This is a genomic window from Pseudomonas cichorii (genome assembly GCF_018343775.1).
Lineage (GTDB): Bacteria > Pseudomonadota > Gammaproteobacteria > Pseudomonadales > Pseudomonadaceae > Aquipseudomonas > Aquipseudomonas cichorii.
The window spans coordinates 4,444,380-4,470,219 of sequence record NZ_CP074349.1 but is presented as its reverse complement, the minus strand read 5'-3'; the positions used below and the strand labels follow the sequence as shown (position 1 = coordinate 4,470,219).

The window sequence follows — 25,840 nt, the reverse complement described above, 5'->3', positions numbered from 1 at the left end:
TAAGCTGCAAGCTGAAAGCTATAAGGCAAAAACGAGCTTGTAGCTTGAAACTTGTAGCTTTCAGCCTGCCGCTGCGACTGAAAGGAGCCCCATGTACTCAATCAACGATCTGCTCACTCTCATGTCCCGTCTGCGCGATCCGCAATACGGTTGCCCGTGGGATCTGAAGCAGACTTACGCCAGTATCGTGCCCCATACGCTGGAAGAAGCTTATGAAGTGGCCGATGCCATCGAGCAGGGCGATTTCGATCATCTTCCCGGTGAGTTGGGCGATCTGCTGTTTCAGGTGGTGTTCTATGCCCAGTTGGCGAAAGAAGAGGGACGTTTCGAGTTCGAGGGTGTCGTAGACGGCATCGTTCGCAAGTTGCTGCGTCGTCATCCCCATGTGTTCCCCACCGGTGAGCTGTATGCACCATTGGAAACACCGCGCCTGACCGACGAAGAGGTCAATCGGCGCTGGGACGAGATCAAGGCTCAGGAGCGCGCCGAGAAGGCGGGGGCGCCCGAGCAGCTTTCATTACTCGACGACGTGCCCACGGCTCTGCCGGCGCTGTCCCGTGCGGTCAAGCTGCAAAAGCGTGCAGCTCAGGTCGGTTTCGACTGGCCTGCGGCCTTGCCGGTGGTCGATAAGGTTCGTGAAGAACTGGATGAAGTACTCGAAGCCATGGCCGAGAATGATGCTCAGGGTATGGCCGAGGAAGTGGGCGATTTGCTGTTTGTGGTCGTCAATCTGGCCCGGCATCTTAAAGTTGACCCGGAAACTGCGCTACGCTCGGCCAATGGCAAGTTCGACAGGCGCTTCCGATTTATTGAACAGGCATTGCACCAGGCCGGGCGTCCCATCGAAGATTGCACTCTCGATGAAATGGACGCTCTGTGGGGCGAAGCCAAACGTCAGGAAAAGAGCACGCCCGGCTGCGGCTGAGCGTGTGGTATCTGCATAAGCGAGTAGACAATGAGCCTTTCCCTTCGCGACCAGTTGCTCAAGGCAGGTCTGGTCAACCAAAAGCAGGCCAAGCAGGTCGGCAAAGAAAAGCAGAAAGAACAGCGTCTGGCGCACAAGGGCCAGATCCAGATCGATGATTCGCAAAAGCGTGCAGCCCAGGAGGCCCAGGCCGAAAAGGCCAGGCGCGATCAGGAACTCAATCGTCAGCAGCAGGAGAAGGCCGAGGCCAAGGCCCGCACCGCGCAGATCAAGCAATTGATCGAAGTCTCGCGCCTGCCCAAGCTCACGACCGAGGATTACTACAACTTCGTCGATGACAAGAAGGTCAAGCGCATCTCGGTCAATGCCCTGATGCGCAACAAGCTGAGCAGTGGCTCGCTGGCCATCGTGCATCACGGCGGCGGTTATGAAATCATTCCCCGTGAAGCGGCGTTGAAGATCCAGGAGCGCGACCCACGCCGTGTCGTGTTGCTCAACACTCCGACCGAAGCGCCGGATGCAGATGATCCGTATGCGGCCTATCAGGTGCCTGATGACCTGATGTGGTAAGTCTCTTGCGAACAAAACAAAACCCGCTCAAGGCGGGTTTTGTTTTGCGCTCGAATTATTAGTGAGTGCGCTGGTTTTCCTGCTCTTCCAGCTCCGCCTTGTAGTTATAGGCGTCTGACTCTACGTGAAACATCCCTACCAACTGGTCCTGTTGGTAAACGTCCCAGATCTGAATGCCATCCGCAACGGCTTCATGAGAGAGGTGGGCTTCGTCACGCTCAGTAACTTTAACGGTCATATTGATAGCTCCTGACTCTAGAAACTGCGGCGATGTGTCGCAGGACTCTTTTATAGAATCGGTTAGCTTGCTAAGTAAACAGGCAATTTTTCCGGTACTGGCCTATTGAACTTTTTGCAGGGCTGGAGGCTTTGACTGGCGGGGCTTTCAGGTTTTGCGAGGGGGAAATGAAGGATTCTTCATGAAGTCTTTTCGCGAATGGATTCGCTCCGGTGGGAGCGAATCGGGCGGCGTTCCGCTCATTCGCGAAAAAGGATCAGCTACCTTTTACAGCCTTGCCGTTGACGGTGCCGTCCAACAGCATGATGTTGTATTCCTTGCCGTCGGTTTCGACCTGTTGCAGGCGAACCAGCAGGTAATCCCAATCCTTGGCGAACCACAGCACGGTGGTGCGCTTGCTTTGTGTCGGGTCACGTACGCGTTCGACCTTGATGGCATCGACCTGGCCGGCTTTGGTGGCGACCTTTTCCGAACCCAGCACGCGGAAGTCATAAGTATCGATTTCGTCACCGTCGACGACCTGATAGCTCATGCTCTTCTTGCCGGCTGCCACGTCATGCTGCAGGGCCAGCTGGTAAGTGGACTTGTCGAGAACGCCACGGTTGAGCGCAAGCTTGATGGCGTCACCACGGTCGGTGCCGGTCACGAACTTGGCGTTCCAGTCGAAGGCCAGATCAACCTTCTTGGACTTGCCCAGGCCGCTGCGCTCGAAGTTGTAGGTCTGGGGCAGCATCACCTCTTTGTCGACTTTCAGCGTGCTGACTTCCGTCAGGCTGGCGATCATCATCGAGGCCTTGAAGCTGAGGGTCCAGGTACCGTTGGGGCCGGCTTCCAGGCTGCGTTCGGCCGTACCGCTCATAGGAAGCTGCTTCCAGTCGGCGGTATAGCTGGCGGAGAAGGGTTGAAGATCTGCTGCATGTGCCGCAGGCAGTGCGAGCAGAGCGAAAGCGAAGAGCAAGGCACGACGCATGGTATCTCCTAGTCTTGAATCAAGTGTCCGGTGGGCGGAAGTAACTTGCCATCCAGTAATGAACCCTCATCGCCAAGACGCAATCGGCCTTCGGCGAACCAGCGTATGGCCAGCGGGTAGATCCGGTGTTCTTGCACATGGACCCGTTGCGCAAGTGTGGCTGGCGAGTCCTGCAACTCTACTGAAATCACAGCCTGTACGACCAGTGGCCCGCCATCGAGTTCCTCGGTGACGAAATGCACGCTGCAGCCGTGTTCGGTATCTCCGGCTTCAAGCGCACGCTGGTGAGTATGCAGGCCTTTGTAGCGAGGCAGCAGGGAAGGGTGGATATTGAGCAGGCGACCCTGGTAGTGACGAACGAAGTCCGCCGTCAGGATGCGCATGAATCCGGCCAGTACCACGAGTTGTGGCTCGAAGGTGTCGATCAGTTCCATCAGGGCGCTATCGAAGGCCTCGCGGCCTTCGTATGCCTTGTGATCAAGAACGCAGGCTTCGATACCTGCGTCTCTGGCGCGTTGCAGTCCGAATGCGTCTTCCCGGTTGGAAATGACGGCGCGGATGCGGACGGGGCTGGCCCCGTCCTTGAAACTGTCGATCATGGCTTGCAGGTTGCCACCGGTGCCGGACAACAGCACCACGACATCACAGGTGGCAGACATCAATGCGCCTTGAGGTTTTTCAGCTCGACTTGTGCTGCACCTTCGGCCGCGGTAGCGATCTGGCCGATGACCCAAGGTTGCTCGCCTGCTTCGCGCAGTACGTTCAGGGCGGTTTCAACGTGCTCCTGGGCAACGCAGATCACCATGCCGACGCCGCAGTTCAGGACGCGGTGCATTTCGTTTTCTTCAACGTTGCCTTGCTGCTGCAACCAGTCGAATACTGCCGGACGCTGCCAGCTGGCGACGTCGACCACGGCTTGTGCGCCTGCTGGCAGTACACGCGGGATGTTGTCCAGCAGGCCGCCACCGGTGATGTGGGCCATGGCCTTGACCGCGCCGGTTTCCTTGATCAGCTTGAGCAGCGGCTTGACGTAGATGCGGGTTGGGGCCATCAGCAGTTCGGTCAGGGGCTTGCCGTCCAGCTGGATGTTTTCGATATCGGCACCGGCGACTTCGATGATCTTGCGGATCAGCGAGTAACCATTGGAGTGCGGGCCGGACGATGGCAGGGCGAGCAGGGCGTCACCGGCAGCCACTTTCGAGCCGTCGATGATGTCGGCCTTTTCCACGACGCCGACGCAGAAACCGGCCAGGTCGTAGTCTTCGCCTTCGTACATGCCAGGCATTTCTGCGGTTTCGCCGCCAACCAGCGAGCAGCCGGCCAGTTCACAGCCAGCGCCGATGCCGGTTACTACCTGGGCTGCGGTGTCGACGTTGAGTTTGCCGGTGGCGTAGTAGTCGAGGAAGAACAGCGGCTCTGCGCCACAGACCACCAGATCGTTGACGCACATGGCGACCAGATCGATGCCGATGCTGTCGTGCTTGTTCAGGTTCAGGGCCAGACGCAGCTTGGTGCCGACGCCGTCGGTGCCGGAAACCAGAACCGGTTGCTTGTAGCCGGCCGGGATTTCGCAGAGGGCGCCGAAACCTCCCAGGCCGCCCATGACTTCCGGACGCTTGGTGCGCTTGGCGACGCTCTTGATGCGTTCGACCAATGCTTCACCGGCGTCGATGTCTACACCGGCGTCTTTGTAGCTCAGGGAGGGTTGCTTGCTCATAAAAATCCAGGCCTTTAGGGGGGATTCGGGGGTATCGACCGCTGCGGCGGGGCCGGTTCAGGGTTGCGCTTTCGCGCAGTGCCGTTCGGGCCGCCACCATCGCCAGTCTGCGAAGGCGCGCGATTTTATCAGGCTTGCTGCCCGTGAGCCATCCTTGGGCCGACGGGCAGGGGGTATCAGGCAAAAATAAAATCCCCACGGGCGACGCAGGCCTTCCTTAATAAGCTGTAATTTAATGTGAATGATTGGCAACGACCTGCTGTCTGAGGCATGTTGAACACCTTCATACGGTTTTCAATACCGTTTTTCCGTTCGGGAACTGTCCATGCGTTTTTCTAGATTCCTTTTCGTCGGCTGCCTGTCCCTGTTCAGCCTGCCCGGCCTTGCCGAGACCGTGAGCAATTTGTACCAAGTCCGTGAAACCGTCAGCGGCCAGTCGCCCGAGGAGCGTACTCGCGCCACTCAGGCGGCTCTGGAAACCCTGGTCGTGCGCCTGACCGGCGATGCCAAGGCTGCCCAGGGCGCGGCCTTGTCCGGGTTGCGCAAGGATCCGCAACAGATCATCAGCCAGTACGGTTATGAAGCCGGACCGCCGGAAACCCTGCTGGTGGATTTCGATCCGGCCACCACTGACCGCTCCCTGCGTCAGGCCGGTCTTGCGATCTGGGGCAGTAATCGTCCATCGATCCTGGGCTGGTGGCTGCTGGATTCCACTGAGGGCTCCAACCTGGTAGGTGACGGGCAGGCTGCCGCCGAGCCTCTGCGCCGCGCTGCTCAACACCGTGGCCTGCCTTTGCGCCTGCCCCTGGCTGACCTGAGCGAACAGGGTGTCGGTACCGCGCAGAACCTTGAAAGCAACGATGCTACGCCGTTGAAAGAGGTCTCCGAGCGCTATGGTGCCGACGCGATTCTCGCTGTGCACGCCAAGGAAGAAGCCGGGCAGTGGCAGGGCAAATGGCGCTTGTGGCTGGGTGATCAGCGCGAGCAGGGCAGCGCCACGGGTGCCAACCCTGAAGCGCTGGCCGATTCCATTCTCCTGGCGGTGAGCCAGCGGCTGGCTCCGCGTTTTGCAGCCAAGCCTGGCGCATCCACCGGTCTGGTCTTCCAGGTGCAGGGCATGAATCTGGAGCGTTACGCGCAATTGCTCAATCTGCTCGAACCGTTCGGCGCCCGCCTCAAGTCGGTCGAGGCTGATCGCGTGACATTTGAAGTCACGAGCAGCCCGGAGCAGCTACGCTCGCAATTGTCCCTGGCAAAATTGCAGGAAGTGCCCGCCAGCGAAGCGGCAGCCGCTACACCGCCGCCAGCAGCGCCAGTCGATGCCGCCGCCTCACCGGCTCCTGCTGCGGATGCGCCAATGATTGTCCCGGTGTCTGCACCGCAACTGTATTTCCGTTGGTAGTCCGGCAAAGCGTGCCGGACTACGTTTTCTCTTGGGGTTGGGGTCATTGATGACTGATACGAAGCGTTGGTACTTGCCTGTCGGGATTGTCCTGCTGGCTTTGTTCATATTCATGCTGCATCCGATCCTGATGCCTTTTCTGGTAGCGCTGCTGCTGGCCTACATGGGTGATCCCCTGGTGGATCGCCTGGAAAGGCTCGGTATGTCGAGAACCCTGGGCGTGGTGGCGGTATTCGGTTTGTTCACGCTGGTGCTGATGGCCTTGCTGCTGGTGCTGGTGCCGATGCTGGCCAAACAGTTGTTCCGCCTTTATGAGCTGGCGCCGCAGATTCTCGACTGGCTGCAACATACGGCCTTGCCGTGGGTGCAGGCCAAGTTCGGCCTGTCTGAAGGGTTCTGGAAATTCGACAAGCTCAAGACCGCGCTTTCCGAGCATATGGGGCAGGCGGGGGATATCGTCAGCGTGGTGCTGTCCCAAGCCACGGCGTCGAGCCTCGCGCTGATCGGCTGGCTGACCAATCTGGTGCTGATCCCTGTGGTGTGTTTCTACCTGCTGCGCGACTGGGACTTGATGACGGGTAAGGTTCGTGGCCTGCTGCCGCGCCATCGTGAAGACCAGGTGGTGAAACTGGCTGGCGAATGTCATGAAGTGCTCGGCGCGTTCATTCGTGGCCAGTTGCTGGTGATGGTCGGTCTGGGCGTGATCTACGCCGCCGGTCTGATGCTGGTGGGCCTGGAGCTTGGTCTGCTGATCGGCGTGATCGCCGGGCTGGCTGCCATCGTGCCTTATATGGGGTTCGTGATCGGTATTGGCGCTGCGCTGGTGGCCGGTCTGTTCCAGTTCGGCGGTGAGTTGTATCCGCTGCTGGGCATCGTCGCCGTGTTCATGATCGGCCAGATGCTCGAAGGCATGGTGCTGACGCCGTTGCTGGTGGGCGACCGCATCGGCCTGCACCCGGTGGCGGTGATCTTTGCGATCCTGGCGGGTGGCGAACTGTTCGGTTTTACCGGCATTCTGCTGGCGTTGCCGGTGGCGGCCGTGATCATGGTCTTGTTGCGCCATCTTCATGACCTCTATAAAGGTTCTGAAGCCTACAGCGGCATGGAAGACCCTGATCTATAGGGCTTTTCAACGTGTCTGAATTCGGTGTTCAGGCGTTTTCGCCAGCAGGGCCGCCCGGGCCCTGTTGGCGAAGGTTTGCGCTGTCAAAGCGCAAGTCTTTGATTTTGCTTGGGGTATGGCGCATTGTGCCGTCGACGCCACGGGTATAAACTTTGCGCACTTTCCCAGAGGTCCCTAACGGTTCGCCTGAACCGTGCCCGTCAGCATGAAACCGATTCAGCTGCCCCTGAGTGTCCGTCTGCGTGATGACGCCACTTTCATCAATTACTATCCCGGCGCCAATGCTGCGGCTCTCGGCTATGTCGAGCGCCTGTGCGAGGCTGACGCGGGGTGGACGGAAAGCCTGATTTATCTGTGGGGCAAGGATGGGGTAGGGCGCACGCACTTGCTGCAGGCAGCTTGCCTTCGTTTCGAGCAGATGGGTGAACCTTCTGTTTATCTGCCACTGGCCGAAGTCATCGATGAAGGCGTCGAGCTGTTCGATCACCTTGAGCAGTACGAGCTGGTCTGCCTGGATGACCTGCAAGCGGTCGTGGGCAAGCCGGAATGGGAAGAGGCGCTGTTTCATCTGTTCAATCGTCTGCGTGACAGCGGGCGTCGCCTGTTGATCGCGGCTTCTCAGTCGCCTCGCGAACTGCCGGTCAAGTTGCCGGACCTCAAGTCTCGTCTGACCATGGCGCTGGTGTTCCAGATGCGTCCGCTGTCCGATGAAGACAAGCTGCGCGCCCTGCAACTGCGCGCTTCCCGTCGCGGTCTGCACCTGACCGATGAAGTCGGGCATTTCATTCTTACCCGTGGCACCCGCAGCATGAACGCTTTGTTCGAGTTGCTTGAGCGTCTGGATCAGGCCTCTCTTCAGGAAAAGCGCAAGCTGACCATTCCCTTCCTCAAGGAAACCCTGGGTTGGTAGATCAGGCCTTGCTGCTGCAGACGGCGGCAGCATTGCGCCATGCACAGCGGATCCTGGTGATTACCGGTGCGGGGCTTTCGGCGGATTCGGGTCTGCCCACCTATCGCGGTGTAGGCGGTCTTTATAATGGCAAGACCGATGACGGCCTGCCCATTGAGGTGGCGTTGTCCGGGCCGATGCTGCGCCGTGATCCAGAGCTGTGCTGGAAATACATCGCCGAACTGGGCAAGGCGTGTCTGGGTGGCCAGCCCAATGCCGCGCATTACGCCATTTCTCAATTGCAGCGGATGAAGCCCGAATGCTGGGTGCTGACCCAGAACGTCGATGGCTATCATCGTGCCGCTGGCAGCCCGCCGGAACGCCTGATCGAGATCCATGGGCAAATGGCTCCACTGTTTTGCCAGTCCTGTGGCGAAGAAGACTCTCATCTGAGTGAGCACTTGCTGCGGCCGCTGCCGCCTTTGTGCCAGAAGTGTAGTGGCGTTTTGCGACCGTCCGTCGTGCTGTTTCAGGAGATGTTGCCTGAGAAAGCTCTTGAAACACTCTATGAAGAAATGGCCAAAGGCTTTGATGCGGTGTTGAGTATCGGCACCACTGCCAGCTTCCCCTACATCCACGAACCTGTCTTGCGCACCCGTATTTGCGGGGGATTCACGGCAGAAATCAATCCGGCCCCCACCGATCACAGCGCCCAGATGGACGTTTTTCTGCAGTGCCGTGCAGCACATGTCATGGAAAAACTCATAAGTCACATTTGACTCGATTGAATTTGCAAATCATCTTGATAGCGGGCATAGTCTCGCCTTCTTAACAGTTCAGCCACGGTCGTGCCCATGCAAGTAGTACGCTTCGCACCCCTCGTGCCCCTCGCACTCGTTACTTTTTTGTTTGGTTGCTCTGCCAATTTACCGGTTTCTCAAGAGCAACAACCGCAGTACCAGAATTCGATCAGCTCGCAATCTCCGGCTCGCCGTGCAGATGCAGCCATGTTGCAGGAAGAACTCGCCACCGAAGAAGAACTGGCCGGTTTTGCTGACAACAAGCCTTACCAGTTGCCGGTTCTGGCCGACAGCATCTTGGAGCGTGGCAAATCCCTGATCGGTACTCGCTACCGTTTCGGTGGTTCTTCGACCACTTCGGGTTTCGATTGCAGCGGCTTCATCGGTTATCTGTTTCGTGAAGAGGCTGGCATGAGCCTGCCGCGTTCCACTCGCGAAATGATCAACGTGAATGCGCCTCTGGTGTCGCGCAATGACCTCAAGCCCGGTGACCTGCTGTTCTTCAGCACCCGTGGTCGCGGTCGTGTGAGCCATGCAGCCATTTACCTGGGTGACGATCAGTTCATCCATTCCAGCAGCCGCCGTAGTGGTGGTGTGCGCATCGACAGTCTCGATGACGCCTACTGGAGCAAGACGTTCATCGAGGCCAAGCGTGCTCTGGCAATGGCTCCTTCCAGCGAGCCTGTACAGACCACTGCCATGACATCGACTACACTCAAGCGCCATAAATGATGCAGTGCGCAGACAGGCATGAGCCTGTCTGCATTTTCAGCTTCTCGGCAGTGTTGGCCGCATCCAGATCAGGTTGTTGTGGTTATGTCGATTACGTTACGTCTGGCGGTCATTTCCATCGCAGCGTTGCTGGGTGCATGTGCCAGCTCGCCACCTCCTCAGCCCCGTGTCGTTCAGCGCCCGGTGCTTTCTGCTCCCCCGCAAATTCTCTCTCAGGCTGCCGAAGACGTACTGTTTCGTGCGCTCGGGCTGGTCGGCACGCCTTATCGCTGGGGCGGCAACACGCCTGATTCGGGTTTCGATTGCAGTGGCCTGATCGGTTATGTCTATCGTGACGCGGCGGGTATCTCGTTGCCACGCTCGACTCGCGACATGATTGTGATGGGCGCGCCGAATGTCGGGCGTGAGCAGCTGCAATCCGGTGATCTGGTGTTCTTCGCCACTTCCGGTGGCTCGCAGGTTTCCCATGCGGGCATCTATGTCGGAGAAGGCCGCTTCGTACATGCCCCGGCGACCGGTGGCACCGTGAAGCTGGACAGCCTGGACAAGCCGTATTGGCAAAAGGCCTATCTCAACGCCAAGCGCGTGATCCAGCCCTCGAACCTGGCGCAAAATACCACCGCCCCTTAGGAGCAAATTCAGTCGCAAAGCTCTTTTTCGTGAGTGAATTCGCTCCCACGGGGCAGGGTGATGCGCTTATTTCGCTGACGTCACCCGCCAGATCTTGTTGCCCACATCATCCGCCACCAACAATCCGCCATGCTGGTCATTGACCACGCCCACCGGACGGCCCTGGGCTTTTTCGTCTGCACTCAGGAAGCCGGTCAGTACATCCACGGGTGCGCCATTGGGTTTGCCGCCGCTGAAGGGGATGAACACCACTTTATAGCCGCTGTGTGGCTTGCGGTTCCATGAGCCGTGCTGGCCGATGAACAGGCCTTCGTTGAACGGAGCTGCGAGCGTCTTGCCGTCGGCGAACACCAGCCCCAGCGATGCGGTGTGCGGGCCGACTGCATAATCGGGCGATATGGCCTTGGCGACCAGTTCCGGTTTCTGCGGTTTGACCCGCTCATCCACATGCTGGCCGTAGTAGCTGTAAGGCCAGCCATAGAAGCCGCCATCCTGCACCGAGGTCACGTAGTCAGGTACCAGGTCGCTGCCGATCTCGTCACGTTCGTTGACGGCGGTCCACAACTTGCCGGTGTTGGGCTCCCAGTCCATGCCATTGGGGTTGCGCAGGCCCGAGGCGAAAATCCGGTGCTGGCCGGTGGCAGCGTCCACTTCCCAGATCGCGGCGCGGCCTTCTTCCTGGTCCATGCCGTTTTCGCCGACGTTGCTGTTGGAGCCGACCGTCACGTACAGCTTGCTGCCGTCCTTGCTGGCAATCACGTTCTTGGTCCAGTGGTGATTCAGCGTGCCGCCAGGCAAGTCGACGACCTTGGTGGCCTGGGCGCTGATGGAGGTCTGGCCGGTTTCATAAGGGAAGCTGATCAGGCGGTCGGTATCGGCCACGTAAAGCTTGTTGCCCACCAGCGTCATGCCGAACGGCGAGTTGAGGTTTTGCAGGAAGACTGTGCGGGTTTCGGCCACGCCGTCGTGGTCCTTGTCGCGCAGCAGGGTGATGCGGTTGGCGCTGGGCACACCGGCTCCGGCGCGGCCCATGACTTTTTCCATGACCCAGCCGCGTACGCCTTTGGAGTCGTCAGGCTTGGGTGGTGAATTGGTTTCCGCGACCAGCACGTCGCCATTGGGCAGCACGTACAGCCAGCGCGGGTGATCCAGGCCTTCGGCAAAGGCGGCGACCTGGGTGCCGGGCGCGGCGACCGGTTTGGCGTTCTTTTCCCAGCCCACGGCAGGGGCGATATTGACGGTGGGGATCAGGGTCTTGTTCGGTTCGGGCAGTCTGGGCGAGGGGCCGGTGCCATCCGAGACTTGCAGCGTCGAAGACTCGCCGCAGGCTGTGAGGCCTCCTGCAACCAGAAGCAGCAAGGCAAGCCGGGGTCTGAGTGTGAACATGCCGATCTCCATAACGGTCAGTGGCCAGATAAAGATAGGAGGGACCTGAACTGTCGAGGTTCAATCCTCTTGTGTCGATTGACGCTCCCAGCCCAACCCTCTACCCTTCGCGGCTTGTTTCAGGTGCTTTGCAATCCTCGATTGGCAGAGTGAAACAGGGAAGCCGGTGAGGACGCCTTGCAACTCCGATCCCGGCGCTGCCCCCGCAACGGTAAATGAGTCAAGACTGCGCTCGATGCCACTGTGTCCCAGGACACGGGAAGGCGCGCAGGCCAGGCAGATGCCTGCTCATGAGCCCGGAGACCGGCCTGATCCACTCAACAGCATCACGGCGGGCGATGCTCTGCGCAGGGCTTTGCCGTGCTGCCTGATGCTGTCCTTCCGTCTGCTTTCGCGTGCCCTCTAGCGGAGAGCTGAGATGAACGAATCCCCCGAACGTGACGAACGTCATCTGGCGCGCATGCAGCGCAAGAAGGCGGTAATGGACGAGCGCATTGCCAGCGCTCCAAACGAGTGTGGCCTGCTGCTGGTGCTGACCGGTAATGGCAAGGGCAAGAGCAGTTCGGCATTCGGCATGCTCGCCCGGGCCATGGGTCACGACATGCAGTGTGGCGTGGTGCAGTTCATCAAGGGCCGCAACAGCACCGGTGAAGAGTTGTTCTTCCGGCGTTTCCCCGAGCAGGTGCGCTACCACGTGATGGGCGAGGGGTTCACCTGGGAAACCCAGGACCGCCAGCGTGATATCGCCGCCGCCGAAGCCGCCTGGGACGTTTCCCGTGAAATGCTTCGTGACCCGAGCATCGGTCTGGTGATCCTCGATGAGCTGAATATCGCCCTCAAGCATGGCTATCTGGATCTGGAACACGTACTGAGCGACCTGCAGGCCCGGCCACCGATGCAGCATGTGGTGGTGACCGGCCGTGGCGCCAAACCCGAATTGATCGACCTGTCCGATACCGTTTCCGAGATCGGCGTGGTCAAGCATGCGTTCCAGGCCGGAATCCGTGCGCAAAAAGGCATCGAGTTGTGAGTAACCCTGTATGAGAGCGCCGCGTCATTGCCCGGCAGTATTGATTGCCGCGCCCGCCTCCGGGCAGGGCAAGACCACGGTCACCGCTGCGCTGGCACGCCTGCACCGTAACCAGGGCCGCAAGGTCCGGGTGTTCAAGTGCGGGCCTGACTTTCTGGACCCGATGATTCTGGAGCGGGCCAGCGGCGCGCCGGTTTACCAGTTGGATCTGTGGATGGTGGGCGCCGACGAAAGCCGACGCCTGCTGTGGGAAGCCGCCGCCGAGGCGGACCTGATCCTGATCGAAGGCGTCATGGGGCTGTTCGACGGTACGCCATCGAGTGCCGATCTGGCCCGCCACTTCGGCGTGCCGGTGCTGGGCGTGATCGACGGCACGGCCATGGCCCAGACCTTCGGAGCGCTGGCGCTGGGGTTGGCGCGTTATCAGTCGGACCTGCCGTTCGCCGGAGTGCTGGCCAACCGGGTAGGCACCGTGCGTCATGCGCAGTTGCTCGAAGGCAGCCTGACGGAGGGCCTGCGTTGGTATGGCGCGCTTTCCCGTGAAACCGGTATCGAATTGCCGAGTCGTCATCTGGGCTTGGTGCAGGCCAGTGAACTCAACGATCTGGACCTGCGCCTGGACGCTGCCGCCGATGCGCTGGCCAGCACCTGCGACGTGCTCTTGCCGCCTGCCGTGACCTTCAATGCGCCGGACCCTGTACCTGCCGAACCCTTGCTGGCCGGTGTGCGTATCGCCATCGCCCGTGACGAGGCCTTTGCTTTTGCCTACGGGGCAAGCCTGGAACTGCTGCGAGCCATGGGCGCGGAGCTGTCGTTCTTCTCGCCGATCCGCGATAGCCACTTGCCTGAGGCTGACAGCCTGTATCTGCCCGGTGGTTACCCTGAGCTTCATCATGCGGCGCTGGCCGAAAACGCTCCGATGCTGGCGGCGATTCGTGCTCATCATCAGGCGGGCAAGCCGATCCTGGCCGAGTGCGGCGGCATGCTGTATCTGCTCGATGCCCTGACCGATGTCGAAGGCCAGCGGGCAGAGCTGGTGGGCCTGCTGAAGGGGGAGGCGGTGATGCAAAAGCGTCTGGCGGCTCTGGCCCTGCAAGCGGTCGAGTTGCCTGAAGGCTTGCTGCGCGGACACACCTATCACCACTCCCTGACCAGCACCGAGTTGCAGCCCATTGCCCGTGGCGTCAGCCCCAATGGCGGACGAGGCGCAGAGGCGGTGTACCGCGACGGGCGTCTGACGGCTTCCTACGTGCACTTCTATTTCCCTTCCAATCCTCAGGCGGTTGCGGCGCTGTTCACACCATGACCGATCAGGCGTTCAGTCTCCAGGAGCGGGCCGCGGTCTATCGGGCAATTGCCGAGCGCCGCGACATGCGTCACTTCAGTGGCGGCAGCGTGGCTCCCGAGTTACTTGCGCGTTTGCTTGAAGCTGCGCATCAGGCTCCCAGTGTCGGCCTGATGCAGCCTTGGCGTTTCATTCGTATCAGCGACCCGGCATTGAGGGCGCAAATGCAGGCCCAGGTGGAAGAAGAGCGGGTACGTACTGCCGAAGCCCTGGGCGAGCGTGCCGACGAGTTCATGAAGCTCAAGGTCGAGGGCATCAGCGATTGTGCCGAAGTGTTGGTGGCCGCGCTGATGGACGATCGGGAGAAGCATATTTTCGGTCGTCGGACCTTGCCGGAAATGGACATGGCGTCCTTGTCCTGTGCGATCCAGAACCTGTGGCTGGCCTCCCGTGCCGAAGGGCTGGGCATGGGCTGGGTGTCGCTGTTCGATCCTCAGGCGCTGGCCAGCCTGCTGGGCATGCCCGAAGGCGCAAAGCCCCTGGCGATTCTGTGCCTGGGGCCGGTAGAAGAATTTTACCCGGCACCGATGCTGGTGCTGGAAGGCTGGGCGCAAGCGCGGCCACTCAATGAATTGCTGTATGAGAATCAATGGGGAGTGAGTCCATGAGTGTGGCGCTGTTGAGCGTTGCCGGGGTAGCGCTGGATGCGTTGCTCGGCGAGCCGAAACGCTCACATCCGCTGGTGGCGTTCGGTCGTCTGGCTGACCGTATCGAACAGCGTTTCAATTCCGGCGGACGTGGCTGGCGCAGTCATGGCGTCACGGCCTGGTTTCTGGCTGTGGTGCCTTTGACGCTGCTGGCAACCATCCTCAGCTGGCTGCCCTATGTCGGCTGGCTGGTGGAGATTCTGGCGCTGTATTGCGCGCTGGGGCTGCGCAGCCTGGGCGAGCATGTGGAGCCGGTTGCCCAGGCCCTGCGTTCGGGCAATCTGGATGAGGCGCGTCGGCGGGTCGGTTATCTGGTCAGCCGCCAGACCACCGAACTGGACGAGACAGAAGTCGCCCGTGCAGCCACTGAATCGGTACTGGAAAACGGCAGCGATGCGGTGTTTGCCGCGCTGTTCTGGTTTGCGGTGGCCGGTGCGCCCGGCGTGGTGCTGTATCGACTGAGCAATACGCTGGATGCCATGTGGGGTTATCGCAACGAGCGTTTCGAGCGCTTCGGCTGGGCGGCGGCGAAAATCGACGACCTGCTCAACTACATTCCTGCGCGCCTGGTGGCCCTGACCTACGCGCTGCTGGGCAAGACTCGCCTGGCTCTGCGTTGCTGGCGCACTCAAGGGCCGACCTGGGACAGCCCCAATGCCGGTCCCGTCATGGCCGCCGGTGCGGGTGCTCTGGGTGTCGAGCTGGGTGGCGCAGCGATCTATCACGGCGAACTGCATCAGCGCCCGCCACTGGGCGAAGGCGTGCCCGCCGATGCGGATGCCATCGATCGTGGCTGGCAACTGGTGCAAAGAGGCGTCTGGCTGTGGCTGCTGATCCTGTGCGTGGGGGCCGAGTTCTATGCTTGAGCACGGTGGTCGCCTGCGGGCGGCAGCGCAGCATTACGGCATCGACCGTGCCGACTGGCTGGACCTGTCCACCGGCATTGCGCCCTGGGCGTGGCCGATTCCGGAGATTTCTGCACAGGCCTGGGCGCGTCTGCCGGAAACCGACGATGGCCTGGAGGCCGCAGCCTGCGCCTATTACGGTGTACCTCAACTCTTGCCGGTGCCCGGTTCGCAAGCCGCGATCCAGGCCTTGCCTCGCGTGCGCAGCGCTTGTCGCGTCGGCGTCCTGTCGCCGTGCTATGCAGAGCACGCCCATGCATGGCGCAAAAGCGGATTTCTGGTGCGTGAAGTGCAAGAACAGGAAGTGGATTACTTCCTGGACAGCCTCGACGTGCTGGTGGTGGTCAACCCCAACAATCCCACGGGGCTGCACCTGACCACGGAGCGCTTGCTGGAATGGCACGCCCGTCTGGCCGAGCGCGGCGGCTGGCTGGTGGTTGATGAGGCTTTCATGGACAACACGCCGGACACGAGTCTGGCGGCCGAGACGGGGCGCGTCGGCCTGATCGTGCTGCGTTCGTTCGGCAAGTTCTTTGGTCTGGCCGGCGTGCGATTGGGCTTCGTGCTGGCGGAGCCGGGTCTGCTCAAGGCACTGGCGGCAGAAATCGGCCCGTGGGCGGTCAGCGGGCCGACACGGATTCTGGGTCAGGCGTGTCTTGCAGACCTTGAAGGCCATGCCCGTCAACGCCAGCGTTGCGATCAGGCCAGTGAGCGTCTGGTGGCATTGCTGAGCAATCACGGCCTGCCCCCCCAAGGCGGCTGCGCGCTGTTTCAGTGGGTGGTTACCGAGCAGGCCCCGGCCCTGCATGACTTCTGCGCTCGACGTGGAGTCTTGCTGCGTCTGTTCGAGGGCCAGGGGGCGGTCAGCAGCCTGCGCTTTGGCTTGCCTTGCGAAGAGGCCGACTGGTCGCGTCTGGAAGATGTACTGTTCAAATACCGCAAGGAAACCCCATGACCACGTTGATGGTGCAAGGCACGACGTCCGATGCCGGCAAAAGTACGCTGGTGACCGCGCTATGCCGCTGGCTGACCCGCCAGGGCGTCAAGGTGGTGCCGTTCAAGCCGCAGAACATGGCGCTCAACAGTGCGGTGACAGCGGATGGCGGCGAAATCGGTCGGGCCCAGGCCGTGCAGGCTCAGGCCTGCGGGCTGGAGCCCCATACCGACATGAATCCGGTGCTGCTCAAGCCCAATAGCGATACCGGTGCTCAGGTCATCATCCATGGCCGCGCTGTGACCACCATGAATGCCGTGGCGTATCACGGCTACAAGGAAATCGCCATGCAGGCGGTGCTGGAGTCCCATCGGCGCCTGGGCGAGACGTACCCCGTGATCATGGTCGAGGGTGCCGGTTCGCCTGCGGAGATCAATCTGCGCGCCAACGACATCGCCAACATGGGGTTTGCCGAAGCGGTGGATTGCCCGGTGCTGCTGGTGGCCGATATCAATCGAGGTGGCGTGTTCGCGCATCTGGTCGGCACGCTGGAGTTGCTGTCGCCCAGCGAGCAGGCGCGAGTCAAAGGGTTTGTCATCAACCGCTTTCGTGGCGACATCGCGCTGCTGCAACCGGGTCTGGACTGGCTTGAAGCCCGTACCGGCAAGCCGGTGGTGGGTGTGCTGCCGTATGTGATGGATCTGCATCTGGAGGCCGAAGACGGTCTGGATCGACGTCAGACCGATAAGGTCGAGCGGGTGCTCAATGTCGTGGTGCCGGTGCTGCCGCGCATCAGCAACCACACCGATTTCGATCCGCTGCGCCTGCACCCGCAGGTCAATCTGCAATTCATCGGCCCCGGTCAGGCGGTGCCGCCTGCCGATCTGATCATCCTGCCGGGCTCGAAAAGCGTGCGCAGTGACCTGACTTACCTGCGCGCCAACGGCTGGGATACTGCCATTGACCGGCATCTGCGCTATGGCGGCAAGCTGCTGGGGATTTGCGGTGGCCTGCAGATGCTGGGTCAGCAGTTGCATGATCCCCTTGGCCTGGAGGGCGCGGCAGGTTCCAGCCCCGGTTTGGGCTTGCTGGACATGAGCACGGTGCTGGAAGCCGAGAAACAGTTGCGTAATGTACGCGGGCGTCTGGCACTGGAAGATGCCGAAGTCTGTGGCTATGAAATCCACGCGGGTGTCACCCGCGGCGCTGCATTGGAAAATGCAGCCGTACGCCTGGACGATGGGCGCAGTGACGGCGCGCGCAGTGCTGACGGGCAGATTTTCGGGACGTATCTGCATGGCCTGTTCGAGTCGCCTGCCGCGTGTAGCGCGCTGTTGCGCTGGGCGGGTTTGCAGGATGTGCAGCAGGTGGATTATCACGGGCTGCGGGAGCGGGATATCGAGCGTCTGGCCGACCTGGTGGAAAAACACCTTGATGGCCCGCTGTTGCGCGAGCTGTGCGGCCTGGAGGTGAAGTGAAATGCTGCAATTGATCCTGGGCGGTGCCCGCTCCGGCAAGAGTCGCCTGGCTGAAAGGCTGGCGGCGGAGTCGGGGCTGAGCGTCCTTTATATCGCCACCAGCCAGCCGCTGGACGGTGAGATGAATCAGCGCGTGATCAGTCACCGTCAGCGTCGCCCTGACAGTTGGGGGCTGGTTGAAGAGCCGCTAGAGCTGGCCCGTGTATTGCGTGAAAACGCTGCAATCGGGCACTGCCTGCTAGTGGATTGCATGACGCTGTGGCTGACTAACCTGCTGATGCTTGATGACCCTGAGCGTCTGGCTCAGGAGCGCGAGGCGCTGCTGGAATGCCTGTGCGAACTGCCGGGCGACATCATTTTTGTCAGTAACGAAACCGGGCTGGGCGTCGTGCCGCTGGGTGAGCTGACCCGCCGCTATGTCGACGAAGCCGGTCTGTTGCATCAGGCCATTGCCGAGCGTTGTCAGCGTGTGGTGCTGACCGTTGCCGGCTTGCCTCTGACTTTGAAAGGAACCGCATTATGAGTAACTCCTGGTGGCTCAAGCCCGCTCAGGCCATCGATGTGCCGATGCGCGAAGCCGCTCTGGCCCGTCAGCAGCAACTGACCAAACCGGCCGGTTCGCTGGCGCAACTGGAGCGGCTGGCGGTTCAGCTCGCAGGTTTGCAGGGGCGCGTCAAACCCAAGGCCGATCAGCTGTGGATCGCGATTTTTGCTGGCGATCATGGCGTCGTTGCCCAAGGCGTCTCGGCTTACCCGCAGGAAGTGACCGGGCAGATGCTGCATAACTTCGTCAATGGCGGCGCCGCGATCAGCGTGCTGGCCCGGCAGTTGTCGGCGAAGCTGGATGTGGTCGATCTGGGCACCGTGTCGCCAGTGGATTTTCCCGGTGTGCGTCATCTGCGCATCGGAGCAGGCACCGCCGACTTCACTCAGCGCCCGGCCATGACCGCCGAGCAAGGACTGGCGGCCATGCAGGCCGGACGTGACAGCGTGCTGCGCGCCAAGGCGGCGGGCGCTGAACTGTTTATCGGCGGCGAGATGGGGATCGGCAACACCACGGCAGCCAGTGCGGTCGCCTGTTCGTTGCTGGAGTGCGCGGCGCAATTGCTGGTCGGCCCCGGCACCGGTCTGAACGCCGACGGTGTGCGACACAAGAGCGAAGTCATCGAGCGTGCCCTGGCCTTGCATGCCGAGCAGGCGGGTGACCCGTTGCAAAGTCTGTTCTGCCTGGGCGGTTTCGAGATTGCTGCACTGGTGGGCGCTTATCTGGCCTGTGCCCAGGAGGGCATCGCGGTGCTGGTGGATGGGTTCATTTGCAGTGTTGCCGCGCTGGTGGCTGTGCGTCTGAACCCGTCCTGCCGCGACTGGCTGCTGTTCGGCCATCGGGGCGCGGAGCCTGGGCATCGTCATCTGCTGGAAGCCTTGCAGGCTGAGCCTTTGCTGGACCTGGGCCTGCGTCTGGGCGAGGGCAGTGGTGCCGCCTTGGCGGTGCCGCTGGTGCGGCTGGCTTGTGAACTGCACAACGGGATGGCGACGTTCGCCGAAGCGGCAGTGGCAGATCGTCCGGCATGACATTGCATCTGGATCTGTTGCGTCATGGCGAAACCGAACTGGGCGGTGGCCTGCGCGGCAGTCTGGACGATGCCCTGACCGCAACAGGCTGGGAGCAGATGCGCGAGGCAGTGGCGCAAGCAGGGCCGTGGGACCGGATTTACACCTCGCCCTTGCAGCGTTGCGCGCGTTTCTCCGAAGAACTGGCCGCAAAGCTGACGCTGCCGCTGCATGTCGAGCCCGGCTTGCAGGAGCTGCACTTCGGCGACTGGGAAGGGCACAGCGCCGCGCAATTGATGGAAACCGACGCCGAAGGGTTGGGGTTGTTCTGGGAAGATCCTTACGCTTTCACGCCGCCCAATGGCGAGCGGGTGGCGGACTTCTCCGAGCGAGTATTGGGCGCTGTGCAAGGCTTGCAGCAACGCCATGCCAACGAGCGAGTGTTGTTGGTCAGTCACGGCGGTGTGATGCGCCTGTTGCTGGCTAAGGCCCGAGGCTTGCCTCGCGAACAGTTGTTGCAGGTGACGGTCGGTCACGGTGCGCTGCTGTCCATCAAGGTCGCCGCTGGCGGCGTGTTGACGGAGAACTGAGATGCTGCCGTTCTGGATCGCCCTGCAATTTCTCAGCAGCTTGCCGATTCGCCTGTCGGGGATGCCGCAGCCTCAGGAGCTGGGGCGCTCGCTGTTGTTCTATCCATTGGTCGGCGTGCTGTTCGGCGTGCTGTTGATGGGGCTGAATGCGGTGCTCGACGGCACTCCCTTGATGTTGCATGCGGCGCTGCTGCTGACGGCCTGGGTGTTGCTGAGCGGCGGTCTGCATCTGGATGGGCTGGCAGACAGCGCCGATGCCTGGCTGGGCGGCTTTGGCGACCGTGAACGAACCCTGACCATCATGAAGGACCCACGCAGCGGGCCTATTGCCGTGGTAACGTTGGTGCTGGTCCTGTTGCTCAAGTTCACCGCCATTCTGGCTTTGATCGAAAGCCACAACAGCATCGCGCTGTTGCTGGCTCCGCTGATCGGGCGCAACGCCATGCTCGGGCTGTTTCTCAGCACGCCTTATGTTCGGGCGGGCGGTCTGGGGCAGGCGCTGGCCGATCATCTGCCAAAGCGCACCGGGCAGTGGGTCTTGCTGATCAGTGCGGGCGCTTGTGTGCTGCTGGGCGGTTGGGCCGGGCTGATTGCGGTGCTTGCTGCAACTGCGGGTTTCTTCTGGCTGCGCCAGTTGATGCTGCGCCGGCTGGGCGGGACGACCGGTGATACAGCGGGCGCTGTGCTGGAGTTGCTGGAGGTGGTGGTATTGCTGGCGGTTGTGTTGGGGTCTTCGTGATTGAATTCATTCGCAAAAGATGACACCTGTAATCTATTGACACCACCATCCCGTGAGGCGTAATTTCGCGCTGTAATTATTTGCGGGTATATCCACGTAAATAGTGTCCGTCGAGCCTTGGGGAGCATAAAAACAATGACATCGGTCTGGCGTACCAGTGGTTGGATTCTATTGGGCAGTGCGTTGATTCTCGCGCTGTCCCTGGGTACCCGGCATGGCTTCGGGCTGTTTCTGGCACCCATGAGTGCCGATTTTGGCTGGGGCCGCGAGGTCTTTGCCTTTGCCATCGCCCTGCAGAACCTCATGTGGGGCCTGGCGCAGCCGTTTGCCGGAGCCCTGGCGGATCGCTTCGGTGCGGCGAAAGTGGTGTTTATCGGCGGTGTGCTTTATGCCTCTGGCCTGATCTGCATGAGCATGGCCGATTCGCCTGCGAGCCTTTCCCTGAGTGCCGGCATCCTGATCGGCATTGGTCTGTCCGGAACCTCTTTCTCGGTCATCCTGGGTGTTGTCGGCCGCGCCTTGCCTCCCGAAAAACGCAGTATGGGCATGGGGATCGCCAGTGCTGCGGGTTCCTTCGGCCAGTTCGCCATGCTGCCCGGAACCCTGGGGCTGCTGGGCTGGCTGGGTTGGTCCAGCACCTTGCTGGTGCTGGGGGTGATGGTTGCGCTGATCCTGCCATTGGTGAGCATGCTCAAGGATAGCCCGGCAGCTTCGGTCGGCAGTGAGCTGACCCTGCGTGAAGCATTACGTGAAGCCTGTTCGCATTCAGGGTTCTGGCTGCTGGCCCTGGGTTTTTTCGTCTGTGGTTTCCAGGTCGTGTTTATCGGCATTCACTTGCCTGCGTATCTGGTTGATCAACATTTGCCTGCCAAGGTCGGGACCACGGTGCTGGCCTTGATCGGGCTGTTCAATATTTTCGGGACCTACACGGCAGGCTGGCTGGGTGGACGCATGTCCAAGCCACGCTTGCTGACGACGCTTTATCTGCTGCGTGCGGTGGTGATCGCGCTGTTCCTGTGGATCCCGCTGAGTGAAACGACGGCCTATCTGTTTGGCATAGCAATGGGCTTGCTGTGGCTGTCGACGGTGCCGCTGACCAATGGCACCGTGGCGACGCTGTTCGGTGTGCGCAACCTGTCGATGCTCGGTGGTATTGTGTTCCTGTTCCACCAGTTGGGCTCCTTCCTCGGCGGCTGGCTGGGCGGGCTCGTGTATGACCATACCGGGAGTTACGATTTGATCTGGCAGGTGTCCATTCTGCTCAGCCTGATGGCGGCGGCCTTGAACTGGCCCGTGCGCGAGAGGCCGGTGGCCCGGTTGCAGCCTCAGGGTGGTGTGGCGTGAATCTGTCCTGGCCTGTTCTGGCTGCGGCCCTGGCCGGGGTGGTGGTGCTGGGGTTGCTCTGGTGGGCCTGGCAACAGGTCGGGCTGGCGGCCTTGCAGTTGGGGCTGGGTGCCTGTTGAGTGCAGACGCTTCAAGGAGTAGCGTGTGTGGCCAGACAATAATGTAGGGATGCCTTGATGAAAATACGCTGGATTTCTGTCCCTGTTCTATTGCTCGCCATGAGTGGCGCAGCATTGGCTGCCGATTGCCCGCCATTGCTGCAGGGCGAATTGCCGAAGCTGCGCAGCAAGGAAAATATCGACCTCTGCGAGCGTTTTGCCGGTAAGCCTCTGGTGGTGGTCAATACTGCCAGCTTTTGCGGTTTTGCCCCGCAGTTCAAGGGGCTCGAAGCCTTGAACCAGCGCTACAAGGCCCAGGGGCTGGAAGTGCTTGGCGTGCCCTCCAATGACTTCAAGCAAGAGTCCGGGGACGGCGAGGAAACCGCCAAGGTCTGTTACGTCAATTACGGCGTGACCTTCACCATGACCGAGCCGCAGCCGGTCAGAGGCGACGATGCGACGCACCTGTTCAAGGTGCTGGCCGAGCAGAGCAGTGCGCCGCGCTGGAACTTCTATAAATATGTGGTGGATCGCCAGGGCAAGGTGGTCGCCAGTTTCTCCAGCATGACCAAGCCGGACGATCCTGATCTGATCGCGGCCATCGAGAAAGCGATCGCTTCAAAACCGTGACCCATACGAAAAAGCCCGCGACCAGTGAGGGTCGCGGGCTTTTTTGTGGCCGCTGACAGGCTGTTCGGCCTGCCCTGGTCAGGTGTTATCAGAAGCGATAGGTCAGCGAAGTACCGATACCGTGGGCGCTGTTCTTGAAGTCGGCGCTGTAGGCACCTTTGGAGGTACTGGCGTTGCGAATCTTGGCTTCGTCTTCCCACAGGTACGAATAGGCGACATCGATGGTGATCGCATCGCTCGGGGTCCAGCCAGCGCCGAAGCTGACGATCTGACGATCACCGGTCGGAATGCGTGGAGAGCGGTTCACGTTGTTGGTTGGCGATTGGTCAACGGAGTAGCCGGTGCGCAAGGTCCACTCGTTGTTGACCTTGTACGAAGCGCCGATGGCATGGGCCCAGGTGTCATGCCAGTCCTGCTCTTCGGAAATGCGTCCGATTGCACCGTTGGCACCACCCAAACCAGCCGGAACACCGCTGTTGTTGACGGTGATGTCTTTCAGGCGGCTCCAGCGTGTCCAGGTGCTGCCTGCATACACGGTCCAGTTTTCGTCCAGTTGCTGGGTGATGGAGAAGTCCACCGACTCAGGTGTGCTGATATCCAGAGAGGCGTCGTACTTCTGGCCGTTGAAGGGGCCGAAGCTGGCACCTTCGACCTTGGTCTTGCCTTCGAGCTTGTAGTCGACCTTGGAGTGGTAGGTCAGGCCCAGGCGGGTGGTGTCGGTGGCCTGGACCAGGATGCCGACGTTGAAGCCCAGAGCGACATCGTCACCCTTGATCTTGACCTTGCCGTCGTTGGTGCCGAAGGAGGCGGCGTTGATGGTCGAGGAGGTCAGTTCGCCTTCGATGCGGTTGATGGTCGGGCCGAAACCGATGGAAACCCGGTCGTTGAAGGCGTAGCTGACAGTCGGCTGGAAGGTGATGACCTGTACGTGGCTCTTGTCAGCCCAGTAGCGGCCGGCGAAACCGTTTTCATAGTCGGTGACCAGGCCAAACGGCACATAGACACCCAGGCCTACGGCCCATTGATCGTCCAGTGGTTTGACGTAGTAGCCCATGGGGACGCCAACGACCGGCACCATGTCGCCGTCATTGCTGCCGCCGAAAGTGCTGCTGGCATTGCTGATATCGGTTTTGGCGATGATTGCCGCTGCGCCAACGCTGACTTGTTCGCGCTTGAGGCGGGACATGCCGGCCGGGTTGCCGAACACCGTACTGGCGTCCTCGGCGGAAGAGGAGCGTCCGGCAAAGCCGGTACCCATTGCACTGATGCTTTGTTCGTTGATTGCGAAACCGGATGCGAGAAGTTGTGATGATGCCAGGCCAATGGCTAAACCAAGTGTTGTCCTGTGAATTGCTTTTGTCGTTATTTTCATTATTAGAACTCCTTGTTGATCACGGGTCGGAAATTACCAACATTTTTGAGAACGCGCTATAGGCTGAAGAGCCCGATTTAGAGCTATTTTTGTAGGACAATCCGATAATACTGCGGGAATTTTCCAGAACTTTGTTTTTTCGCAATCATGCGTGTTGCGATAAATAAATAGGGGCTACACACGAGTGCCAAGTTGTCACGAAGTCCCTTAATCGTCCCTGGGGCTGAAAGATCTGTCGCCAGATTCTGGCCATGGCCAATGCATCGTCTTCGGTGGGTAAGGTGACGGTCTGGGCTTCGATCATCATCCAGGCAATGGCGGTGGAGTAGCGTAGGTTGACGGCCAGTTCCAGATTCGGTCCGCTCAGGAAGGCATGCTGGCTGGCAAGGCCGCGCACGCGGCTGGCGAGGTCCGGGTCGTGTGCGAGGTAGTTGTCCCAGAGTTGGCGGTGCCGCAACTCGGGAATGCGGTACAGGCCATGTCCGCGTCTGCTGCCCAGCGCATCGCCCAGTGATGACTGGCTGGCCGCAATGCCCAGGAGCAGCGATTCGGCGCAGGGGTTTTGACGATCCAGATAAACCAGGGTGGGGCGGATTACGTGGCGGCATAATTCTATGGCTGCAATACCCATAATACAGTCAGCTCGCTAGATAATGACCAGCGGACCCTGATGCGTGGCAGCGGTGAATCGGACAGGGCCCACTGGAAGCAGCCCAAGGCCGCTTGAGTTGAAGTGTAGTCTCATAATTGGAATGTAAAATTATGTTTTACATCGTTTTAGGATTTGCACTCGGTGCTATAGATCGGTTGGCGATTAGATGGGGCGCGCAGAAACAAAAAAGCCCCGCTTTGAGGGCGGGGCTTTGGAGCGGCTTTTGGCTTCAGGCAGTCAGGGCCTGGCGGGTCCGCTCGATCACGGCCTGCAGCGGCTCGGCGCTGGAGTACTGATCGGGGTAAAGGCGTTCGCTGTGGCGGGCAATACCGTGTTCATTGACGATGGTAAAGCTGAAGGAGCCTTTGCGGGCTGCCATGATCAGGCAGTCCATTGGAGCGAAAGCGTGGGTGAGGGTGCGGATGGCATCCTGAGTCTGGATATGAGTAGTCATCATTGAAAGTGTTTCCTGAAACGACACGGAACAATACCGTGCATCAATAAGAGCTCCAGTAAACGCGGGCTGGCTTGAGTGTCGAAGCTGGCCTGGCGAAGAACCTGACTGGAACAAGGCCGTCAGTTGAAGCGCGCTTTATCGTATGGCGCCCTGGCTGACAGGTAGGTACTTAGGAGGGCAGGCAACACAACAGGAGCAAAGGTTCGACGCTCGGGGTGCAGATCCTGATCAATTGCAGGCTGGTCAATGCAGGCCATGATTGCGCTTTGCCCTTTGTGGGTCATGTTGCGCAGGACATGTCTGGAAACCATCGAGGTGGTCGATCCCTTGTTGTCGACACCGCTTCCACATGGATTGGCGCTTGTCGGGGGACTTATCGACCGGAATTGATTTTCAGCTTGGTACTAACGGCGACAACACTAATGCAATATCCGGAAAAATGAAAGGGATATTTACAAATATTTTTCCTTGTCGGGTGGCTTGTCCGGGGGACGTAAAATCTACTTGTTCACATTAGCGGCACAAGCTGCCACATCACTGTCACATATGGCCCTAAGAGTTTGATTTACTGTGGTGAATTATTAAGTCAATGAAAAACATCGCTTTTTTTTACTGGTGAAAAAATCGTCAGTTTGAGCGCAACCCCCGTTCTGTATGGGTTTGCGGAGGTTAAAGGGGGGTTGTCC

General features: G+C 60.4%; 29 protein-coding genes and 1 riboswitch. Of the genes, 21 read left to right on the top strand and 8 right to left on the bottom strand.

The window, feature by feature from the left end; translation table 11 throughout:
* Nucleotides 1–91: 91 nt before the first annotated feature.
* A complete protein-coding gene (gene mazG / locus KGD89_RS18940; protein WP_025261338.1) occupies nucleotides 92–925 on the top strand; it encodes a nucleoside triphosphate pyrophosphohydrolase in 834 nt (277 codons plus the stop codon).
* Between the two features lie 30 nt (nucleotides 926–955).
* A complete protein-coding gene (locus KGD89_RS18935) occupies nucleotides 956–1,495 on the top strand; it encodes a DUF2058 domain-containing protein (RefSeq protein ID WP_025261337.1) in 540 nt (179 codons plus the stop codon).
* A 58-nt stretch (nucleotides 1,496–1,553) separates the two neighbouring features.
* Here KGD89_RS18935 and KGD89_RS18930 read toward each other — a convergent pair whose 3' ends face one another.
* The 4 genes from KGD89_RS18930 to purM all read right to left on the bottom strand — a co-directional run bounded on the left by KGD89_RS18930 (nucleotide 1,554) and on the right by purM (nucleotide 4,420).
* Nucleotides 1,554–1,733, bottom strand: coding sequence for a hypothetical protein (locus KGD89_RS18930; protein ID WP_025261336.1), 180 nt, complete (start codon nucleotides 1,731–1,733; stop codon nucleotides 1,554–1,556).
* A 256-nt stretch (nucleotides 1,734–1,989) separates the two neighbouring features.
* Nucleotides 1,990–2,703, bottom strand: a complete 714-nt coding sequence (locus KGD89_RS18925; RefSeq protein WP_025261335.1) for a DUF3108 domain-containing protein — start codon at nucleotides 2,701–2,703, stop codon at nucleotides 1,990–1,992.
* An 8-nt stretch (nucleotides 2,704–2,711) separates the two neighbouring features.
* Entirely contained in the window at nucleotides 2,712–3,362 is a 651-nt protein-coding gene (gene purN, locus KGD89_RS18920) for a phosphoribosylglycinamide formyltransferase (protein ID WP_025261334.1), read from the bottom strand.
* Nucleotides 3,362–4,420, bottom strand: coding sequence for a phosphoribosylformylglycinamidine cyclo-ligase (gene purM, locus KGD89_RS18915; protein WP_025261333.1), 1,059 nt, complete (start codon nucleotides 4,418–4,420; stop codon nucleotides 3,362–3,364). The genes purN and purM overlap by 1 nt, the downstream gene beginning before the upstream one ends.
* Before the next feature lie 325 nt (nucleotides 4,421–4,745).
* Between purM and KGD89_RS18910 the strand changes: the two genes are divergently transcribed.
* The 6 genes from KGD89_RS18910 to KGD89_RS18885 all read left to right on the top strand — a co-directional run bounded on the left by KGD89_RS18910 (nucleotide 4,746) and on the right by KGD89_RS18885 (nucleotide 9,996).
* A complete protein-coding gene (locus tag KGD89_RS18910) occupies nucleotides 4,746–5,822 on the top strand; it encodes a DUF2066 domain-containing protein (protein WP_025261332.1) in 1,077 nt (358 codons plus the stop codon).
* 49 nt (nucleotides 5,823–5,871) lie between these two features.
* Nucleotides 5,872–6,945 carry an AI-2E family transporter gene (locus KGD89_RS18905; protein ID WP_025261331.1) on the top strand — a complete coding sequence of 358 codons (1,074 nt, stop codon included), beginning with the start codon at nucleotides 5,872–5,874 and terminating at the stop codon, nucleotides 6,943–6,945.
* A 205-nt stretch (nucleotides 6,946–7,150) separates the two neighbouring features.
* The gene (hda, locus tag KGD89_RS18900; protein ID WP_025261330.1) at nucleotides 7,151–7,855 is read left to right on the top strand and encodes a DnaA regulatory inactivator Hda; all 705 of its coding nucleotides are present in this window, start codon (nucleotides 7,151–7,153) and stop codon (nucleotides 7,853–7,855) included.
* The gene (locus KGD89_RS18895) at nucleotides 7,849–8,613 is read left to right on the top strand and encodes an NAD-dependent deacylase (protein WP_025261329.1); all 765 of its coding nucleotides are present in this window, start codon (nucleotides 7,849–7,851) and stop codon (nucleotides 8,611–8,613) included. The genes hda and KGD89_RS18895 overlap by 7 nt, the downstream gene beginning before the upstream one ends.
* A gap of 75 nt (nucleotides 8,614–8,688) precedes the next feature.
* Nucleotides 8,689–9,366 carry a C40 family peptidase gene (locus tag KGD89_RS18890; protein WP_025261328.1) on the top strand — a complete coding sequence of 226 codons (678 nt, stop codon included), beginning with the start codon at nucleotides 8,689–8,691 and terminating at the stop codon, nucleotides 9,364–9,366.
* 84 nt (nucleotides 9,367–9,450) lie between these two features.
* Nucleotides 9,451–9,996, top strand: a complete 546-nt coding sequence (locus tag KGD89_RS18885; protein WP_025261327.1) for a C40 family peptidase — start codon at nucleotides 9,451–9,453, stop codon at nucleotides 9,994–9,996.
* Between the two features lie 66 nt (nucleotides 9,997–10,062).
* Here KGD89_RS18885 and KGD89_RS18880 read toward each other — a convergent pair whose 3' ends face one another.
* Nucleotides 10,063–11,382: a PQQ-dependent sugar dehydrogenase gene (locus tag KGD89_RS18880; protein ID WP_025261326.1), complete on the bottom strand. Its 1,320-nt coding sequence runs from the start codon at nucleotides 11,380–11,382 to the stop codon at nucleotides 10,063–10,065.
* A gap of 104 nt (nucleotides 11,383–11,486) precedes the next feature.
* Nucleotides 11,487–11,708: riboswitch (cobalamin riboswitch) on the top strand.
* 92 nt (nucleotides 11,709–11,800) lie between these two features.
* On the opposite strand from KGD89_RS18880, the gene cobO reads away from it, so the two are divergent.
* From cobO to KGD89_RS18820, 13 genes are all read left to right on the top strand, one after another.
* The gene (gene cobO, locus KGD89_RS18875) at nucleotides 11,801–12,412 is read left to right on the top strand and encodes a cob(I)yrinic acid a,c-diamide adenosyltransferase (protein WP_025261325.1); all 612 of its coding nucleotides are present in this window, start codon (nucleotides 11,801–11,803) and stop codon (nucleotides 12,410–12,412) included.
* A 10-nt stretch (nucleotides 12,413–12,422) separates the two neighbouring features.
* On the top strand, nucleotides 12,423–13,718 hold the full coding sequence (locus tag KGD89_RS18870) for a cobyrinate a,c-diamide synthase (protein WP_025261324.1): 1,296 nt from the start codon (nucleotides 12,423–12,425) through the stop codon (nucleotides 13,716–13,718).
* Nucleotides 13,715–14,365, top strand: a complete 651-nt coding sequence (gene bluB / locus KGD89_RS18865) for a 5,6-dimethylbenzimidazole synthase (RefSeq protein ID WP_025261323.1) — start codon at nucleotides 13,715–13,717, stop codon at nucleotides 14,363–14,365. Before KGD89_RS18870 ends, bluB begins: the two co-directional genes overlap by 4 nt.
* Nucleotides 14,362–15,270, top strand: a complete 909-nt coding sequence (cbiB, locus tag KGD89_RS18860; protein WP_025261322.1) for an adenosylcobinamide-phosphate synthase CbiB — start codon at nucleotides 14,362–14,364, stop codon at nucleotides 15,268–15,270. The genes bluB and cbiB overlap by 4 nt, the downstream gene beginning before the upstream one ends.
* Nucleotides 15,263–16,264, top strand: a complete 1,002-nt coding sequence (gene cobD / locus KGD89_RS18855) for a threonine-phosphate decarboxylase CobD (RefSeq protein WP_025261321.1) — start codon at nucleotides 15,263–15,265, stop codon at nucleotides 16,262–16,264. The genes cbiB and cobD overlap by 8 nt, the downstream gene beginning before the upstream one ends.
* A complete protein-coding gene (locus tag KGD89_RS18850; RefSeq protein ID WP_025261320.1) occupies nucleotides 16,261–17,721 on the top strand; it encodes a cobyric acid synthase in 1,461 nt (486 codons plus the stop codon). The genes cobD and KGD89_RS18850 overlap by 4 nt, the downstream gene beginning before the upstream one ends.
* Before the next feature lies 1 nt (nucleotide 17,722).
* Nucleotides 17,723–18,244: a bifunctional adenosylcobinamide kinase/adenosylcobinamide-phosphate guanylyltransferase gene (cobU, locus tag KGD89_RS18845; RefSeq protein ID WP_025261319.1), complete on the top strand. Its 522-nt coding sequence runs from the start codon at nucleotides 17,723–17,725 to the stop codon at nucleotides 18,242–18,244.
* Nucleotides 18,241–19,293, top strand: coding sequence for a nicotinate-nucleotide--dimethylbenzimidazole phosphoribosyltransferase (cobT, locus tag KGD89_RS18840; RefSeq protein WP_025261318.1), 1,053 nt, complete (start codon nucleotides 18,241–18,243; stop codon nucleotides 19,291–19,293). Before cobU ends, cobT begins: the two co-directional genes overlap by 4 nt.
* Nucleotides 19,290–19,862 (top strand): alpha-ribazole phosphatase family protein, encoded by a 573-nt coding sequence (cobC, locus tag KGD89_RS18835; RefSeq protein WP_025261317.1) that lies wholly within the window; start codon nucleotides 19,290–19,292, stop codon nucleotides 19,860–19,862. Before cobT ends, cobC begins: the two co-directional genes overlap by 4 nt.
* Nucleotide 19,863: 1 nt before the next feature.
* Entirely contained in the window at nucleotides 19,864–20,601 is a 738-nt protein-coding gene (locus KGD89_RS18830; protein WP_025261316.1) for an adenosylcobinamide-GDP ribazoletransferase, read from the top strand.
* Between the two features lie 135 nt (nucleotides 20,602–20,736).
* Entirely contained in the window at nucleotides 20,737–21,945 is a 1,209-nt protein-coding gene (locus tag KGD89_RS18825) for an MFS transporter (protein WP_025261315.1), read from the top strand.
* Nucleotides 21,942–22,064: a hypothetical protein gene (locus KGD89_RS26175; RefSeq protein WP_038399981.1), complete on the top strand. Its 123-nt coding sequence runs from the start codon at nucleotides 21,942–21,944 to the stop codon at nucleotides 22,062–22,064. The genes KGD89_RS18825 and KGD89_RS26175 overlap by 4 nt, the downstream gene beginning before the upstream one ends.
* 57 nt (nucleotides 22,065–22,121) lie before the next feature.
* Nucleotides 22,122–22,673, top strand: a complete 552-nt coding sequence (locus KGD89_RS18820) for a glutathione peroxidase (RefSeq protein WP_025261314.1) — start codon at nucleotides 22,122–22,124, stop codon at nucleotides 22,671–22,673.
* A gap of 88 nt (nucleotides 22,674–22,761) precedes the next feature.
* On the opposite strand, the gene KGD89_RS18815 is transcribed toward KGD89_RS18820, so the two are convergent.
* From KGD89_RS18815 to KGD89_RS18805, 3 genes are all read right to left on the bottom strand, one after another.
* Entirely contained in the window at nucleotides 22,762–24,045 is a 1,284-nt protein-coding gene (locus KGD89_RS18815; RefSeq protein ID WP_025261313.1) for an OmpP1/FadL family transporter, read from the bottom strand.
* Nucleotides 24,046–24,190: 145 nt separating this feature from the next.
* Nucleotides 24,191–24,676: a hypothetical protein gene (locus tag KGD89_RS18810; protein ID WP_025261312.1), complete on the bottom strand. Its 486-nt coding sequence runs from the start codon at nucleotides 24,674–24,676 to the stop codon at nucleotides 24,191–24,193.
* Nucleotides 24,677–24,926: 250 nt separating this feature from the next.
* Nucleotides 24,927–25,151: a hypothetical protein gene (locus KGD89_RS18805; protein ID WP_025261311.1), complete on the bottom strand. Its 225-nt coding sequence runs from the start codon at nucleotides 25,149–25,151 to the stop codon at nucleotides 24,927–24,929.
* Between the last annotated feature and the right edge of the window lie 689 nt (nucleotides 25,152–25,840).

Bases quoted from the DNA above. Each gene is read 5' to 3' on its own strand.
- hda (WP_025261330.1), top strand. From the start codon at position 7,151: ATGAAACCGATTCAGCTGCCCCTGAGTGTCCGTCTGCGTGATGACGCC.
- KGD89_RS18815 (WP_025261313.1), bottom strand. From the start codon at position 24,045: ATGAAAATAACGACAAAAGCAATTCACAGGACAACACTTGGTTTAGCC.
- KGD89_RS18930 (WP_025261336.1), bottom strand. From the start codon at position 1,733: ATGACCGTTAAAGTTACTGAGCGTGACGAAGCCCACCTCTCTCATGAA.
- cobO (WP_025261325.1), top strand. From the start codon at position 11,801: ATGAACGAATCCCCCGAACGTGACGAACGTCATCTGGCGCGCATGCAG.
- cobT (WP_025261318.1), top strand. From the start codon at position 18,241: ATGAGTAACTCCTGGTGGCTCAAGCCCGCTCAGGCCATCGATGTGCCG.
- KGD89_RS18810 (WP_025261312.1), bottom strand. From the start codon at position 24,676: ATGGGTATTGCAGCCATAGAATTATGCCGCCACGTAATCCGCCCCACC.
- KGD89_RS18880 (WP_025261326.1), bottom strand. From the start codon at position 11,382: ATGTTCACACTCAGACCCCGGCTTGCCTTGCTGCTTCTGGTTGCAGGA.
- KGD89_RS18890 (WP_025261328.1), top strand. From the start codon at position 8,689: ATGCAAGTAGTACGCTTCGCACCCCTCGTGCCCCTCGCACTCGTTACT.
- purM (WP_025261333.1), bottom strand. From the start codon at position 4,420: ATGAGCAAGCAACCCTCCCTGAGCTACAAAGACGCCGGTGTAGACATC.
- KGD89_RS18935 (WP_025261337.1), top strand. From the start codon at position 956: ATGAGCCTTTCCCTTCGCGACCAGTTGCTCAAGGCAGGTCTGGTCAAC.
- bluB (WP_025261323.1), top strand. From the start codon at position 13,715: ATGACCGATCAGGCGTTCAGTCTCCAGGAGCGGGCCGCGGTCTATCGG.
- purN (WP_025261334.1), bottom strand. From the start codon at position 3,362: ATGTCTGCCACCTGTGATGTCGTGGTGCTGTTGTCCGGCACCGGTGGC.
- cbiB (WP_025261322.1), top strand. From the start codon at position 14,362: ATGAGTGTGGCGCTGTTGAGCGTTGCCGGGGTAGCGCTGGATGCGTTG.
- KGD89_RS18850 (WP_025261320.1), top strand. From the start codon at position 16,261: ATGACCACGTTGATGGTGCAAGGCACGACGTCCGATGCCGGCAAAAGT.
- cobD (WP_025261321.1), top strand. From the start codon at position 15,263: ATGCTTGAGCACGGTGGTCGCCTGCGGGCGGCAGCGCAGCATTACGGC.
- KGD89_RS18820 (WP_025261314.1), top strand. From the start codon at position 22,122: ATGAAAATACGCTGGATTTCTGTCCCTGTTCTATTGCTCGCCATGAGT.
- KGD89_RS18905 (WP_025261331.1), top strand. From the start codon at position 5,872: ATGACTGATACGAAGCGTTGGTACTTGCCTGTCGGGATTGTCCTGCTG.
- KGD89_RS18830 (WP_025261316.1), top strand. From the start codon at position 19,864: ATGCTGCCGTTCTGGATCGCCCTGCAATTTCTCAGCAGCTTGCCGATT.
- KGD89_RS18925 (WP_025261335.1), bottom strand. From the start codon at position 2,703: ATGCGTCGTGCCTTGCTCTTCGCTTTCGCTCTGCTCGCACTGCCTGCG.
- KGD89_RS18825 (WP_025261315.1), top strand. From the start codon at position 20,737: ATGACATCGGTCTGGCGTACCAGTGGTTGGATTCTATTGGGCAGTGCG.
- KGD89_RS18910 (WP_025261332.1), top strand. From the start codon at position 4,746: ATGCGTTTTTCTAGATTCCTTTTCGTCGGCTGCCTGTCCCTGTTCAGC.
- KGD89_RS18805 (WP_025261311.1), bottom strand. From the start codon at position 25,151: ATGACTACTCATATCCAGACTCAGGATGCCATCCGCACCCTCACCCAC.
- cobU (WP_025261319.1), top strand. From the start codon at position 17,723: ATGCTGCAATTGATCCTGGGCGGTGCCCGCTCCGGCAAGAGTCGCCTG.
- mazG (WP_025261338.1), top strand. From the start codon at position 92: ATGTACTCAATCAACGATCTGCTCACTCTCATGTCCCGTCTGCGCGAT.
- cobC (WP_025261317.1), top strand. From the start codon at position 19,290: ATGACATTGCATCTGGATCTGTTGCGTCATGGCGAAACCGAACTGGGC.
- KGD89_RS18885 (WP_025261327.1), top strand. From the start codon at position 9,451: ATGTCGATTACGTTACGTCTGGCGGTCATTTCCATCGCAGCGTTGCTG.
- KGD89_RS18870 (WP_025261324.1), top strand. From the start codon at position 12,423: ATGAGAGCGCCGCGTCATTGCCCGGCAGTATTGATTGCCGCGCCCGCC.